General features: G+C 71.9%; 11 protein-coding genes. 3 read left to right on the forward strand and 8 right to left on the reverse strand.

The genetic code is table 11. The features are described 5' to 3' along the window. Positions 1–23 precede the first annotated feature (23 nt). The 7 genes from ABZT14_RS04675 to ABZT14_RS04705 all read right to left on the reverse strand — a co-directional run bounded on the left by ABZT14_RS04675 (position 24) and on the right by ABZT14_RS04705 (position 10,789). The gene (locus tag ABZT14_RS04675) at positions 24–1,124 is read right to left on the reverse strand and encodes a DMT family transporter (RefSeq protein ID WP_356296840.1); all 1,101 of its coding nucleotides are present in this window, start codon (positions 1,122–1,124) and stop codon (positions 24–26) included. Continuing rightward, positions 1,124–1,849: a methyltransferase domain-containing protein gene (locus ABZT14_RS04680; RefSeq protein WP_356296843.1), complete on the reverse strand. Its 726-nt coding sequence runs from the start codon at positions 1,847–1,849 to the stop codon at positions 1,124–1,126. The genes ABZT14_RS04675 and ABZT14_RS04680 overlap by 1 nt, the downstream gene beginning before the upstream one ends. 49 nt (positions 1,850–1,898) lie before the next feature. Continuing rightward, the gene (locus ABZT14_RS04685; RefSeq protein ID WP_356297087.1) at positions 1,899–3,257 is read right to left on the reverse strand and encodes a condensation protein; all 1,359 of its coding nucleotides are present in this window, start codon (positions 3,255–3,257) and stop codon (positions 1,899–1,901) included. A gap of 26 nt (positions 3,258–3,283) precedes the next feature. Continuing rightward, the gene (locus ABZT14_RS04690; RefSeq protein WP_356296845.1) at positions 3,284–7,615 is read right to left on the reverse strand and encodes an alpha-(1->3)-arabinofuranosyltransferase family protein; all 4,332 of its coding nucleotides are present in this window, start codon (positions 7,613–7,615) and stop codon (positions 3,284–3,286) included. Further along, positions 7,615–8,340 carry a class I SAM-dependent methyltransferase gene (locus tag ABZT14_RS04695; RefSeq protein WP_356297089.1) on the reverse strand — a complete coding sequence of 242 codons (726 nt, stop codon included), beginning with the start codon at positions 8,338–8,340 and terminating at the stop codon, positions 7,615–7,617. The genes ABZT14_RS04690 and ABZT14_RS04695 overlap by 1 nt, the downstream gene beginning before the upstream one ends. 8 nt (positions 8,341–8,348) lie before the next feature. After that, on the reverse strand, positions 8,349–9,635 hold the full coding sequence (locus tag ABZT14_RS04700; protein ID WP_356296848.1) for a glycosyltransferase family 4 protein: 1,287 nt from the start codon (positions 9,633–9,635) through the stop codon (positions 8,349–8,351). A 215-nt stretch (positions 9,636–9,850) separates the two neighbouring features. Next, positions 9,851–10,789 (reverse strand): DUF3068 domain-containing protein, encoded by a 939-nt coding sequence (locus ABZT14_RS04705; protein WP_356297092.1) that lies wholly within the window; start codon positions 10,787–10,789, stop codon positions 9,851–9,853. A gap of 340 nt (positions 10,790–11,129) precedes the next feature. Here ABZT14_RS04705 and ABZT14_RS04710 point away from each other — a divergent pair, with 340 nt between their 5' ends. Together ABZT14_RS04710 and ABZT14_RS04715 are read left to right on the forward strand one after the other, a co-directional pair. Then, entirely contained in the window at positions 11,130–11,405 is a 276-nt protein-coding gene (locus ABZT14_RS04710) for a hypothetical protein (RefSeq protein ID WP_356296851.1), read from the forward strand. 3 nt (positions 11,406–11,408) lie between these two features. Beyond that, entirely contained in the window at positions 11,409–12,617 is a 1,209-nt protein-coding gene (locus ABZT14_RS04715; RefSeq protein WP_356296854.1) for a helix-turn-helix domain-containing protein, read from the forward strand. Between the two features lie 56 nt (positions 12,618–12,673). On the opposite strand, the gene ABZT14_RS04720 is transcribed toward ABZT14_RS04715, so the two are convergent. Continuing rightward, positions 12,674–13,198, reverse strand: a complete 525-nt coding sequence (locus ABZT14_RS04720) for a MarR family transcriptional regulator (RefSeq protein ID WP_356296857.1) — start codon at positions 13,196–13,198, stop codon at positions 12,674–12,676. A gap of 83 nt (positions 13,199–13,281) precedes the next feature. On the opposite strand from ABZT14_RS04720, the gene ABZT14_RS04725 reads away from it, so the two are divergent. Further along, positions 13,282–14,298 (forward strand): NADP-dependent oxidoreductase, encoded by a 1,017-nt coding sequence (locus ABZT14_RS04725; protein ID WP_356296860.1) that lies wholly within the window; start codon positions 13,282–13,284, stop codon positions 14,296–14,298. Positions 14,299–14,313 lie beyond the last annotated feature (15 nt).

Here is a 14,313-nt window from a genome sequence, read left to right on the forward strand (position 1 = left end):
GCTGGGCCGAGGACTGGGGGCTGTCAGCGGTCATGGTGGCGTCCTTCCGGTGTGTGCTGGCGCGTGGGGTGGACGGTCGCGGAGACGGTGCGGCCCAGTGGCGCGTCGGGTTTGCGGGGGCGGACCGGCGGGGCGGCGGTCCTGTCGTCCGACGTCCCGGTCGTGGCTCCGCCGGTGGTCGGGCCCGCCGGGGTGGCGGTGGCCTCGGTGCCCTCCTCCGCGGTGGCGAGGCCCTCGGGGTCCTCGGGGTCCGGCTCGTGCCGGGGCAGGGCCAGCAGCACGGTCACCGCCATCGCGGCGCCGCCCAGCCGGAGGGCGAGTCGGAACGGTTCGTGGGGGAGCGGTTCGGAGAAGGCGACGGTTCCGGTGATGACCGTGAACAGGAAGGTGACGGTGGTGCACACCGGTACCAGCAGGGAGGCCCGACAGCGTTGCAGCGCGGTCTGGGAGAGCACCAGCCCCGAGGAACCGGTGCACAGCAGCAGGTACGGGTAGGGGGAGGACAGCAGCGAGGACAGCGTGCCGCCCAGGTCGTCCAGGTGCAGCAGCCCCGCCACTCCCTTGATGGCCAGTGAGCTGACGCCGTACAGGAAGCCCACTGACACCCCGTAGGGCACCCCGCTGCTGGGGAGGCGGTGGCGGCGGCGGTCCCGTCGGGAGGCGGTCAGGAACATCAGGATGCCGACCGCCAGCGAGGGCAGGCACAGCGCCAGCAGGATGGGGGCGGGGGCGATCCGGCTGATGGACTCGGTGCTCTGGTGCAGGGAGAAGACGATCATCAGCAGGGCGCCCAGGATGGCGACCATGCTCTGCCGCTCCCGTCCGCTGGGCTTCTCGCCCAGGAAGACCGGTGACATCAGCAGCAGCATCACCAGTCCGGTGACGAACAGCCCCTGGGCCGCGATCAGCGGCAGGGTGCGGTAGACGATCAGCTGGGCGGCGAAGCCGATGCCCAGGGAGGCCGCGCCCACGATCCACAGGGGACTGCGGAGCAGGGCCAGCAGCACCTGTGCGGGCCGGGCCGCCGACAGCGGGGGCAGCTTCCCCAGGGCACGTTTCTCGATCACGAACCCCGCGCTGAAGAAGAGGTTGGCCAGCAGGGCCGCGATCACGCCCCAGACCATCAGGACCGCCTGGCGTGGACGAGCAGGATCGAGGCGAGTGAGGGGGTGTGACAGGCGAGCCGGTCCAGCGGCCGGAAGGGGCGGGGCACGTCGTGGTACGGGGCCCCGGTGATCCGTACGATCTCGAAGCCGCTGGCCGGCAGCATCGAGCGCAGCGCGCGGGCGGTGTACAGGCGGAGGTGGCCGACCACCTGGCTGCCCGGGCGTCCGTGGATGCCGCGCAGGCTCACCTCGGAGAACACCGGCTGGATGCCGGCGAGGATCAGGCCGCGGTTGTACCAGGCGGCCAGGTTGGGGGTGGACAGCAGCAGGTGGCCGCCCGGGCGCAGCACCCGGTGCAGTTCGTCCAACGCCGAGTCGGGGTCCACCAGGTGCTCGATCACCTCGCTGAACAGCGCCGCGTCCGCGCAGCCGTCGGTGAACGGCAGGCCGGGGGCGGTGAGTTCGCCCCGTACCGGCGTCAGGTGGCGCGAGGCCCGGCGCAGGGCGTCCTGGGACCAGTCGACGCCGACGATCCGGTGCCGGTCCAGGATCCGGGAGGCGGTGGCGGCGGCGCTGCCGTCCCCGCAGCCGATGTCCAGAACGGTGCCCGGGGTGTCCCCCAGGGCACGGGCCAGGATGGTGGCCTGCCGGCGTGACCGGTCCGGGCCGGAGGCGACCGGGGTGGCCGGGTCCTCGTACAGGTCACGCAGTCCGCCGCTCTCGCCCGGGGTGGTGGAGGTCATCGAGACCTCCGGGGAGTGAGGGGGGACCCGTACCGCACTGCTGGGACCGTCACAGGTCACCCTCCTGGTGTGAGGTGGCGGCCAGGGACCGGGCGAACTCCGAAGCCAGGCGTTCACCGGCCTCATCGTCCAACCGGGCACGGGACCAGCGCAACGCCACCTGGACCCGCCCCCCGACGGACACGGTGGTGACCGACAGTCCCCGGGGCCGGCGCGCGGGGGCGGAGATCCACACCGCTCCGGTACGGCCGGCGTCGCCGAAGTCCATGGGGTAGGGCACCCGTCCGATGTTGCTCAGCAGGGTGGTCGAGGACCAGGCTCCGGCCGCCCGGCGCAGGGCGCGCACCCCGATCCGGCGCAGCCCCACCGGCAGCAGCGGCGAGGTCAACAGGGCGCCGCTGAGGCCCAGTTGGGGGCGGTTGACGGACTTCAGGGCGCGGGTGCGGGCGGCGGTGGCGTGCAGCATCCGCACCACCGCCTGGTGGTCCGGGCCCTCGGGGGCGGTGAGGGCCTGGTACAGCTCCCGCTCCTCGGGGTGGAAGGTCACCTCCACCAGCCGGGTGCCGTTGCCGATGGGCATCTCCGTGCCCCGGGTCCGGTCGTCCACCGGCATGGTGATCCGCACCGGGCGCGCCGGCGCCCGGTGCTCACGGTTCCAGCGCATCGCGGTGACACAGGTGGCCACCAGCAACTGGTCGTTGACCGTGTAGCGGGCCTCGCCCCCGGTGTCCCTCGGCGGCCGGGAGGGCACCGGTAGCTGGACCAGCAGCATCCCGTTGCCGTTCACCCCGGGGGTGTGGGCGTCGGGAGCGATCCGGGCCGGGCGGGCCCAGGTACGACCGGCCGCCGGTGGCTGCCGGGGTACCGCGTCGCTGGGCGGGCGTACCGGGGCGGGCGCGGGGGAGTTGTCGGCGCCCCCGTAGACCTCGGCGGTGGTGGCCAGCAGCCGCAGGCAGGCCGGCCCGTCCAGGGCGGTGTGGTTGACGCTCACCACCAGCACCCAGGCACCCCGGTGTTCGACCACCTCGATCCGCAGCGGTGGGGAGGCGTCCAGGGAGGGGCACTCGGACACCGACCTGGCGCGGGCGTCCTCCAGGGTGCCGCCGGGGTAGGACACCGCCTCCCGGTCGGCGCCCTCGGTCAGCTCCCAGCGGTAGTGGGGGCCCCACCAGCTGGTGGGCGCCTCCCGTACCAGGGCCCGGGAGTGCCGCCGCAGTGCCTCGTCCACCGCCGCCCGGAGGCGTTCGGGGTCCGGGCGGCGCGGCAGGTGGATCTCGATGTGGACGGTGTCGGGCTCCCGCTCGTCCAGGCAGTGCCGGCTGATCTCGTCCACGGTCGGGAACGGGACCCGCCCCACGGTGCCGCGCCGGGTGGGCGCGGCCCGTGGTGTCGGCTCCGGTCCGGTCATGCTGCCGGTGCCGTCGTGCGGAGAGGTCACGAGGTGCCCTTCCCGTCCGGCGGCTTGTGCCGCCCGGAACGTCGCTGCGGCAGCCGCTTGGTGCCCCGGTCCTCGTCGGCCGGCGCCCCTGGCGGGGGCGCGGTGGGGGTACGGGTCCCCAGCGGCGGGGTGGCGGACACCACGGGCCCGGCGGACGGCCGGCGGTGGAACTCCTCCGGCGGCGGGCCGTACGGCAGGGGCTCGGTCGGTGGCTCCTCGGGCCGCTTCCTGGTGGGCACCGTGACCAGGGCGGCAGCCAGGGCCAGCAGGGCCAGGGCCTGCGCGGCGGTGCCGAAGGCGCCCGCGTCCTCGGTGATGCCGTCCCGGGCCCCGAAGGCGGCCAGCACGCCCGCACCGACCATGCCGGCCAGCGCGATCGGTCCGAGCACCCGGGGGAACGCCCAGGCCACCAGGGCCAGTACGGGCACCACCAGGGCGTAGGGCCCGGACACCAGGGCCACCACCAGGGTCAGCGCCAGGGCGCCGAGGACCCAGCCGGGGGCCGGGGTCGGACGTTCGCCCTCACCCAGGGGGGTGCCGTTGTTCCGGCGGAACAGGGCCAGCGCACCGAGGGCGACCAGGCCCAACAGCCCGACGATCAGCGACAGTTGGTACCAGATGGTGGGTTGGTACTCCAGCTTCACGGTGCCGCTGGAGCCCTCCGGGACGAAGAACCCCTGCTGCCAGCCGTCCATCCGTACCGACTTCAGCTCCTTGCCGTCCAGGGTGGCCTTCCAGCCCTTGTTGTAGTTCTGGTGGGTCACCAGGTACGAGGCCTCGCCGTTGCCGACCTCCACCGTGCGGTCGTCGCCGCTCCAGTCGGTGGCCTCCGCCGAGCGGGAGGCGGTCGGGGTGGCCAACTGGCCACGGCTGAGCGAGATGTCGGTGAAGGTCAGCGGCCCACGGTCGCCGGCCTCCACGGTGTGCCGCCCCGAGTCGAGTTCCAGGGTGCCGTTCCTGGCCTCGCCGGCGCACAACTCCACGTCCACCGCCCGGCGTTCGGTCAGGTCACGGACCTTCCCGGACACCTTGGTGGAGTGCAGGGTGCCGTCCACGGACACCGCCGGACCCTTGCCACAGGGCAGGTCGAACTCCAGGTCGGGGCTGGGCGCCTTGACCCGGAACTCGTCCAGTGCCGGCAGGTACACCTCCTTCAGACCGACCGGCAGCTGCATGTCGCTGCCGGCGACCGGGTTGTGCACGGTCATCGTCTTGGTCTTGGTGATGGTGATGTCCAGCTGGTCCGTCTCCATCGGGTCGAACCGGACCCAGCCGTTCTCGTCCACGGCCGTGGTGGTGGCGCCGTCCGGGGAACTGAGCCGGACCTCGGTCGGACGGGTGGAGACACCGCCGGAGGCGGCCAGCACCAGCTTGTCGATCTCCTTCTTCTCCGGCCACTTCAGGTGGATGGTCGGCTTGTCGCCGGCGATCCAGGCCGAGGACAGGTCGCCGTCCACCAGGTTGCGGGGGCTCAGCGACAGACCGGTGGTCTCGGTGGAGTCGGCCGTGGCCGTGATCCGGTCACGGGAGCCGGGCGCCACCTCGTCCAGCAGCTCGTCCAGCTCCGGTCCGGGCACCGGGATGGCCTGGCCCTTGACGCGGTACTCGCCGGAGCCGGTGGTGTGGAAGCTGCGGTGCAGTCCGACCTCGGCCGAGACGGGCGACAGACCGCCCGGGTCACCGGCCCGGTGCAGGGAGACCAGCTCCCGCGAGGCCTGGCTCTTGGCCGAGTCCTCCGGCAGCCGCAGTACCCGGGTCACCAGGGTGTCCGGCAGGGAGATCTCCTTGAAGCCGGCACCGGACAGGCCCGACCGGGGGGTCTGGGCGCCGGTGATGGTCAGCTTCAGCCAACTCGCCCTGCCCTGCGGGGCCTTGATCCGCTGGACGGAGCCGTCGGTGCGCAGGTTGCTCTCGGCGCTGCCCCGGTCGGTCTCCAGCCGCACCGAGGTGGGCGCCGCCCGGGTGCCGCTGCCGGGCAGCGGGGTCACCAGCAGGGAGCGGGGGATCTCGGTGGGCTTGGTGAACGCCACCCGGATCCACTGGCCGACCGGCTTGCCGGCCGAGCCCTCCGCCCAGGCGGTGTCGGGGTTGCCGTCGAAGGCGCCCACCGGCTCGTACTGCGGCATGTGGAACAGCCAGTTGCCGCTGCTGGAGGAGGTCACCGACTTGGCACCGCGCAGCCGGGAGGTGGTCTGGTGGTCGACTCCCTCGGCGGGCAGGATCTGCTTCGGCTCCTCCCCGGCGTTCTGCACGCTGTCGGGGTGGTTCCGTTCCTTGGGCCCGTAGGTGTACGAGGTGTTGTTGTTGACCAGCCCGAAGCGGGTGTCGGCCCGGCGCAGTCCGTCGGCGTTCGCCTGGACCGCCGGCTTGTCGACGCCCGGGTGCTCGTCACCGGTCAGCACGGTGGGCCGGCCACGGAAGCCGGGGTCGGAGGCGAGTCGCAGCAGCGACTCGGGCCCGCCGCTGACCTGGGTCAGCTCGGAGGCCGGCTGCAACTCCACGTTCCGCGGCTTCTTGGCGTAGGCGGAGGAGGTGGGGACGTAGATGTCCACCGCCTTCTGCCGGGGGTAGAAACCGGCGATCTCCACCGGGGTGTTGGCGGGGATACGGCCGCCGGTGAGGGTCGGGCCGAAGCTCTTGACCTTCTTGTAGCCGGACAGCTCCAGGGTCCGCTTCACCGTCTGCGGGGGCACGTAGCCGATCTGGTCCGGGTCCAGGTCGTTGCGGACCACCACGTGGTGCAGGCCCGCGCGCTCCAGGAACGGCGCCAGTCCGGGCACCTGTCCACCGCTCATCAGGGCCTGCTCCACCGCGTCGGTGGCCCGGCGGGAACCGGGGGTGCCGAAGGGCACGTAGTCCCGCTGCGCCCAGGGCGACTTGGCCAGCACGTCCAGGGGCTGGTCGATCGGCTTGCCCCAGGTGTACTGCCCGTGCGCGGTGGCCGGGGTGACGTAGGCGCGGGTGTGCGGCGCCTCGTCTTCCAGCCAGTTCGCGGTCTGCTTCCAGTGCTCGGGCAGCTTCTTGAAGGCGCCGGGCTGGAGGATGTCGCCGTTCACGTAGGGCAGCGCCAGGCCGGGGATCACCAGCAGCGCGGCCACCGCCGGCAGCCAGCGCGCGCCCCGGACCCGTACCGAGGAGCGGCCCAGGACCGCCAGCAGGTGCGCCAGGCCCAGGCAGAGGGCGAGGGCCAGTCCGGGCTGGAACTTGTAGATGTTGCGGAACGGCTTGAGGGTGCCGTTCAACAGGTCCTGCACCGGCCCGGAGAGGGGGCCGCCCAGCGAACCGGCGTACCCGGCCAGGGTGATGCCCACCACGCACAGCACGGTCAGCATCAGCCAGCGGCGCTCGGGCAGGTCACGTCGGGCCAGCCCGGCCAGGCCCAGGGCGGCGGCGACCGCCCCGCCCAGGATGGTCAGGGCACCGGCGGCCACCGCCCAGCCGGCGGGCAGCCAGGGCTCACCGAAGTTGAGGTAGGCGGTCCAGTTGCCGGCGCCGCGCAGCAGTTCGGTCGCGGCCATGGTGCCGGTGGTGGTGTCCGCCTGCTCCACGTACGGCATGAAGTCCTCGCCGTAGCCGCCGAGCAGCAGCAGGGGGCCCACCCACCACAGGGTGGCCAGCAGCACTCCGGGGATCCACCAGGCCAGCAGCGCCTTGCGGCGACGGCCGGTACGGGTGAGGAGGTAGAGCCCGATCGGCATCAGCGACGCGAGGGTGGACGCGGCGTTGACCCCGCCCATGAAGGGGATCAGCAGCGCGGAACGGGCGGCGGCCACCCGGGGGGTGAGGGTGGTCGAGGTGAGCGGCAGCAGCACCCACGGCAGCAGCGCGCCGGGCAGGGCGGCGGCCGAGGTGGAGCCGACCACGATGGTGAAGGTGGGCCACAGCGCGTAGCTGGCGGCGGCCAGCGCGCGGCTGCCCCGGCCACCGAAGCCCAGGCGCTCGGCCAGCCGGAGGGCGCCCCAGAAGGCGGCGGCGATGACCAGCGACATCCACAGCCGCTCGGCGAGCCAGGTGGGTATCTGGAGCAGGTCGGTCAGCGCGTAGTACGGCAGCATCGGGAAGGCGTAGCCGATGTACTGGTCGGCGATACCGCCGAACCCGGCCCGGTCGTGCCACAGTTCGCCGAGGTCGGCCAGGAACTTCCAGGGGTCGGTGGCCACTCCCAGCTTGGTCTCGAAGGTCATCTTGCCCGGCGACTTGGCCAGGAAGGCGACGAAGACCGCGGCCCAGAACCCCAGCAGCCACTTACGGCTGAGGGGCCGCTCTGCGGGAGCGGGGTCGGGAGCTGGGGCCGGCGCCTGGGGAGGCGCCTGCACGATCGTGGTCATCAGTGGCACCGCCGGAGAATGAGAAGGAGGTTCCAGGTGGCGATCTCCCGCAGACCTGGGACGCGGGTGATGGCGCTGGTGAGAAAGGGCCAGTACCGGGAGCGGGCGGTGACGATCTCGACGTCCTCACGCACGCGCACCTGGCGAAGGGTGGTTCCGATGTGAACGGCGAAGAGGTTCTCGCCGAGGGTGTGCTTGGCCTGCCGGCCGGTGCGCCGTTGGTACCGGGCCCTCGCCCGGTCGGCGCCGAGGTAGTGCCAGGGGGCGGTCTCGTGACCACCCCAGGGCGAGTACCAGTTGGTGAAGGAGACGTACAGCAGCCCACCGGGCTTGGTCACCCGCACCATCTCGGACAGGAAGGTCTGGGGGTCCGCCACGTGCTCCAGCACGTTGGAGGAGAAACAGACGTCGGCCACCCCGTCCGCCACCGGCAGCAGGTAGCCGTCGGCCAGCACCGCCCCCTCGACCGGGCGTCCCGCGGCGGTCAACTCGCGGGTGTCCGGCTCGAAGAGGAAGCTGTGGGCGCCCTGCCGGCGGAACTCGCGGGTGAAGTGGCCGCTGCCACCGCCGACGTCGACGATGGTGGAGCCCTCCAGTGGGACGTACCGCCGCAGTTGGGAGGCCGCGTCCTCGGCCAAGAGCCGGTAACAGGACTCCGGGTCGGACTGCTCGTTCATGAAGGCGCGGAAGAGCGTCAGCGATCTTCGCAGCGAGGGGTCCTTCAACGCCTTGGTCACGGCCGCCGTCCCTGGGACCATCTGCGCCGGCCCCGGGTCACCCGGGACCTCGGGTGCCCGGCCGCGACGCCGGCCGGCCGGAGGGAGCCCGCGCGCTGGCCGTGACCGTACGCCTCGATGGCCACCTCGCGGAAGGTGTGGACGGTGCGCGACCACTGGAAGCGGGCGGCCCGCTGGCGGGCCGCGGCCCCCAGGTGCTCCCGCCGCTCCTCGGACAGCGCCAGCGCGCACCAGTGGGCGGCGAAGGAACTCTCACCCCGGGCCAGCAGTCCGGTGACTCCGTCCTCTATGGAGTCGCGGAGCCCGGGTATGTCGAAGCCGATGGCGGGGGTGCCGCGTATGGCGGCCTCGGTGACGACCAGACCCCAGCCCTCCACCATCGAGGGATGCAGCAGCATCCAGGACTCGCACAGCAGGCGGTGCTTCTCCTCCTCGCTGACGTGTCCGGTGAATACCACGCCGGGGCCGGCCATGGCCTCCAGCCGTCGGCGTTCGGGACCCTCACCGATGATCACCAGACGGCCGCCGGTGACCGGGCGTACCCGCTCCCACAGGCGCAGCAGCAGGTCGATCCGCTTGTACTCCACCAGCCGCCCCATGGCCAGGAACATCGGTTCCGGTGACCGGGGGAGGAGGGTGGGCGGCTCCTCCACCCCGTTGTGGACGATGCGGATGTCCTCCTCGGGCACCCCTATGCCACGCATCGCCTCGGCGGTCGAACCGGAGACGGCCACCTTGAGGTTGGAGCGGTGGTTGCGGGCCAGCGCCCAGTGCTCCAGGCGGCGTCCCATGCGGGCGGCCGGCCCCGGGTAGCGCACCCCCCACAGGTCGGTGTGCACGTGGTTGACGAAGCACAGGGTCGGGCCGTGGTGCCACAGCGGTGCCAGGTACGGCATCCCGTTGCAGACCTCCACCAGCAGGTCGCAGGCGCCGACCTCCCGGCGGAAGGTCCTCGGGGCGCGCAGGAAGTGCTCGGCGTCACCGCCGGCGGACACCACCCGGTAGTCGCGGTCGGCCGCGGGGCCACCGCACAACAGGGTGACCTGGTGGCCGAGTTGGTGCAGGCCGGAGGCGATCTTGTCGATCAGCAGCTCCGAACCGCCGGCGGCGGGATTGCCCAGGTCACGTCGGGCCACGAACACGATGTGCCGGGGCATGACCGTCTCGGGGACGGCGACGACCTCGGGCGACGGCGTGGGTGCCGGAACGTTCGTGGACGTGGCGAGGGGGAGAGCGCCGCCGCCGTTGGCGGTGAGCGTTGAGGGTCGTACGTACTGGGGCATACGCGCTCCGACTCGGACAGGTGGGTGTGGCGGGGTGAGGCGAGGTACTGCGGGGGCGGGGACGGTGCGTATGGGTGGGCTCAGTGTTGGCCCGGGCGATGGGTGGGGCTACTCATGGAAGTGACAAATTCGGGGTGTTATCAGACTGATGTCTCGTCATTTCTCGTGGGTGGTGGCCAGTCCGTCCGCCGGGGGCGGTCAGCTGGTGTGGACGGTCAGGGCTGGCCACGGTGGGCCGGGGTACGACGGCCGCGCACCAGCAGTACGGCTCCGACCAGGGCCAACAGCGCCCCGGTGATGCCGCCGGTGATCGGGGCGGTGCTCCCCACCAGAACCAGCTTGCGGTTGTCGGCCTTGGCCAGGTCAACGGCCTGGCGCTGGGTCTTCTCGGTGAACCGCATCCCGTCGCTCTGGAGCAGGGTGACCTTGTCCTCGTCGCCGCCGGGCGCGCGCAGGGACATCCGCGGCTCGATGGTCGCCCGCAGGATACGGCCCGTGCGCTGGTCAACGATCAGCTCTATACCGGAGTTGGAGTACCACTGCTCGGCGTTCACCTGGCCGCTCTTGGCGCCGACCAGCCGGCCGGGCACCTGACGGGTGCCCGCCTGGGTGGGCTTCACGGTGCCGGTGAAGCGCAGCCCCTCGTGGCCGAGGACCTTCTGCTTGCCGTCGTAGCGGAGGGGCACGGTGGCGCCGAGGGTGCTGTCCCACCAGGTGTAGGTGCGCTTCTCCACGTCGAAGGGGAACTTCAGGTACGCCTCGCCCTCGAAGCGCTTGGGCTGCTCGCCGCAGCAGTGCACGGCCTTGTTGGTCGCGCGGTCGGTCACCCAGCGTTCGGTCTGCCACTGGAAGGACTTGCGGGGGTCCTTGAGCTTCACGGTGTCCGGGTTGTCGATGGTGGTCGACACGTCCCACACCGCGTTGCCGGACTTCTCGCTGGCCGCGACGTTGCCCAAGACCCGGCGCACGATCTTCAGGTCCTGCCCCTTCTTGCTGCTGAGCGAACCCTGGTCGAAGTAGCTGCCCTTGCCGGTGAAGACAGTCGTGATGTTCACATCGATCGGTGTCCGTTTGGCCTGGGGCTTCACGTAGTACGCCAGCAACGGTGACAACACGAGCAGGAAGACGCCCAGGCCGATCAACACAAGGGCCAGCGGCGATACGGCCGCCCGGGAAGCGCGGGAAACGCGCTGGTCAGCCGGGCTGCTTGAGGCACTGCTCATAGCGGGGACTCCGAGGGTGAGGCGCTACGGAAGGGGTGCTCGCGAGAAGAGGCGAGAGGAGTTCTTTACGAGCCGGTAACCGTAGGCGACTCCTTGACATAGCGCAATGGCTCTTCGACACTCACCAAAGCGAGGTGTCACCAGCTGACCCGGGGCGGGGTCGGTGCGGATTCTCCGCAGAGAGGTTTGCCGCGCCATGCACAAACTCGTCGCAGCCGTTGTGACGTGTCTCGTCGCCGCGGGCGCAGCCGTAGGTACCGCCTTCGGCGTCGTGTCCGCACTTCAGGCCACCCCGGAACAACCCAACGACCCGCTGGTGGAGTTCCACGCTCCCGAACCCGGAGAGTCCATCACCCCCATACCCGGTCACTCGTCGTCGCCCTCGACCGAGGGGAAGCCGAGCCCCGACGCCTCCGAGGAGGCGGAGCCGAGCGCCTCCGGTTCTGAGGCGCCCTCCGGCTCGTCGAAGCCGGAGCAGTCAGACGACCCCGCGGCTCCCGGAGACGGCGAGACCTCCGAGCAGGGCGCGGGCAACTCCGAGGGGTAGCCCATGACACAGGCCACGGTGCGTTCGGTCTGGGAGGAGGTACCGCCCTCGCGGATGCGGGAGTTCTCCGCCCGCGCCCAGGAGGAGGTACCCCTCCTGGCGCAGGACATCCTGGAGGCGATCCGCCGGGAGTACCCGGGCCTGTCCCTCGCGGAGGACGAGTCGGGGGAGCCGCTGGCACTGGTCGGCATCCGCCGCGCCCTCGAACACTTCCTGGAGCACCTGACCGCCGAGTCCGGGGCGCCGTTGGCGTACCCCCGGGTGTTCCGCGAGTTCGGCCGGGGCGAGGTGCTCCAGGGTCGGAGCCTGGACTCCCTCCAGGCGATCTACCGGCTCGGTGTACGCCTCGCGTGGCGGCGTCTGGCCGAGTTGGGCACCGAGATGCGCATCCCCCCTCCGGCGATGTACGCCCTGGTGGAGTCGGGGTTCGAGCTGATCGATGGCATGGTCGAGGAGTCCATACGCGGCTACGCCGAGGCCGCCGCGCACCGGGCGGGGGAGCGGCTGAGGCTCCAACGCCGGTTGCTGGACCTGCTGTTGGCCAAGGAGGGCGGTGACCGGTCCGCTATCGAGGACCGCGCCGCCCGGATCGGCTGGCAGGTGCCGCGCCAGGTGGCGGTGGCGGTGCTGGTGCGTCCCGCCCGGGAGGCGGTGCCCCCGGCGGTGGGCGGTGACGTGCTGCTGGACATGGAGTGTGAGCGTCCGAGGATGGTGGTGCCGGAACCGGACGCGGCGGGGCGCTGGGAGTTGCTGCGGCGGGCCACGGCCGGCTGGTCGGGGGCGATCGGCCCCTCGGTGCCGCTGTCCGAGGCGTCCAAGTCCCTGTACTGGGCCCAGGCGACGGTGGACCTGGTGGAGCGCGGACTGTTGCCGGCAGGGGAGTTGCTGCGGTGTACGGCGCACACCGAGGCCCTGGTGCTGCTGCCGCCCGAGGAGCTGATCGGCGACCTGGGCAGGCGTCGGCTGGCGCCGCTGCGGCACTGTGGTCCCACGCAGGGCCGCCGGCTGGCGCAAACCCTGCTGGCCTGGTTGGAGACCAGGGGAGGTGCCCCCGAGGTGGCCCAGCGTCTGGGGGTGCACCCGCAGACGGTGCGCTACCGGCTGCGGCAGATCCGGGAGTTGTGGGGCGGCGAGATCGACGACCCCGACAGCCGCTTCGAGTTGGAGCTGGTGCTGCGCACCATGCGGTTGCGGGGCGAACTGTTCGGCTGAGCCCGGGAGTTGGGCAACCGTTCCGGTACGGGGCCGGGCCGGCCCTCCGGGGTGGGCTACTCCCGCTCGCCCAGTACGCGCCGGAGCAGGTCGCGTAGTTGGAGCCGCTGCTCGGTGGTCAGCGCCGCGAGGGGCTGCCGGGCGAAGGGCAGGTTGTCGCGCAGTTCCCGTACCACGCGGCGCCCCTCGTCGGTGAGGGCGGCCAGTTTGACGCGGCGGTCGGCGGGGTTGGGCTGCCGCTCGACCAGTCCCCGTTCCTCCAGGCGGTCGACGATGCCGGTGATGTTGGACGGTTCGCAGCGGATGACCCGGGCCACCTGGCGCATGGGCAGTGGCTCCGCGTACAGCAGTGACAGCACCCGGGCCTGGGCGCCGCTCAGTCCGTGCCGGCTCGCCGCCCGGTCGTACTCCTCGTGGTAGCGCGCGCTGACCTCGCCGAAGAGGGAGAGCACCTCCAGGGTCACCTCGTCGAGGGGTGCGGTCTGTCGGGCGCGGGAGTCGTCCCGGGCCGGTGGGGCCGAGGGGGCTGCCGGGTCCGGGGAGGCCGGAGGTGTCGGGGACGCTGGGGACGCTGGGGACATGGCACCAGCATAGGGGTTGCTTGACACGCTGAAATATTCAACAGCATGATTATTTCAGTCACTGAAGCATTCAGGAGGTCCTCATGACCCTGCCCACCACCAGCCGTGCCTGGCACCTGACCGCGCGCCCCGAGGGGTGGCCCACCCCCGACGACTTCGCCCTGCGTACGGAACCGGTGAACCCGCCCCAGGCCGGCCAGGTGCTGGTGCGCAACCTCCACCTCTCGGTCGACCCCTACATGCGGGGGCGGATGAACGACGTGAAGTCCTACGTCCCGCCCTTCGAACTGGACCGTCCCATGCAGGGCGGAGCGGTCGGGGAGGTCCTCGCCTCCGAGGACGACAGCCTGGCCCCCGGTGACCACGTGCTGCACATGGCCGGCTGGCGGGAGTACGCCACCTTCGACGCCCGCCACGCCACCAGGGTGTCCGCCGAACTCGCCCCGCTGAGCACCTACCTCGGAGTGCTGGGGATGCCCGGACTCACCGCCTACAGCGGACTGTTGGAGGTCGCCGGCTTCCAGTCCGGCGAGACGGTCTTCGTCTCCGGCGCGGCCGGCGCCGTCGGCAGCCAGGTGGGACAGATCGCCCGGCTCAAGGGTGCCGCCCGGGTGGTCGGCAGCGCCGGCAGCGACGAGAAGGCGCGCGTGCTCACCGAGGAGTACGGCTTCGACGCCGCGTTCAACTACCGGGCCGGCCCGGTGGCCGAGCAGCTGAAGGAGGCCGCCCCCGAGGGGATCGACGTCTACTTCGACAACGTCGGCGGCGAACACCTGGAGGCAGCCCTCAGCTCGCTGAAGGTCCACGGCAGGGTCACGGTCTGCGGAATGATCTCGCAGTACAACGCCACCGAACCCCCGGCCGCGCCCCGCAACCTCGCCCTGGTCATCGGCAAGCGACTGCGCATCCAGGGCATGTTGGTGGGCGACCACGAGCACCTGCGCCCCCGATTCGCCGAGGAGGTCTCCGCCTGGGTGCGCTCCGGCGAACTGCGGTACCGCGAGACGGTGGTGCACGGGATCGAGAACACCCTCGACGCCTTCCTCGGCCTGCTGCGGGGCGAGAACACCGGCAAGATGATCGTCACCCTCGACCACTGATCCCAGGAGGGACAA

Source organism: Streptomyces sp. NPDC005438, assembly GCF_040606315.1.
GTDB lineage: Bacteria > Actinomycetota > Actinomycetes > Streptomycetales > Streptomycetaceae > Streptomyces.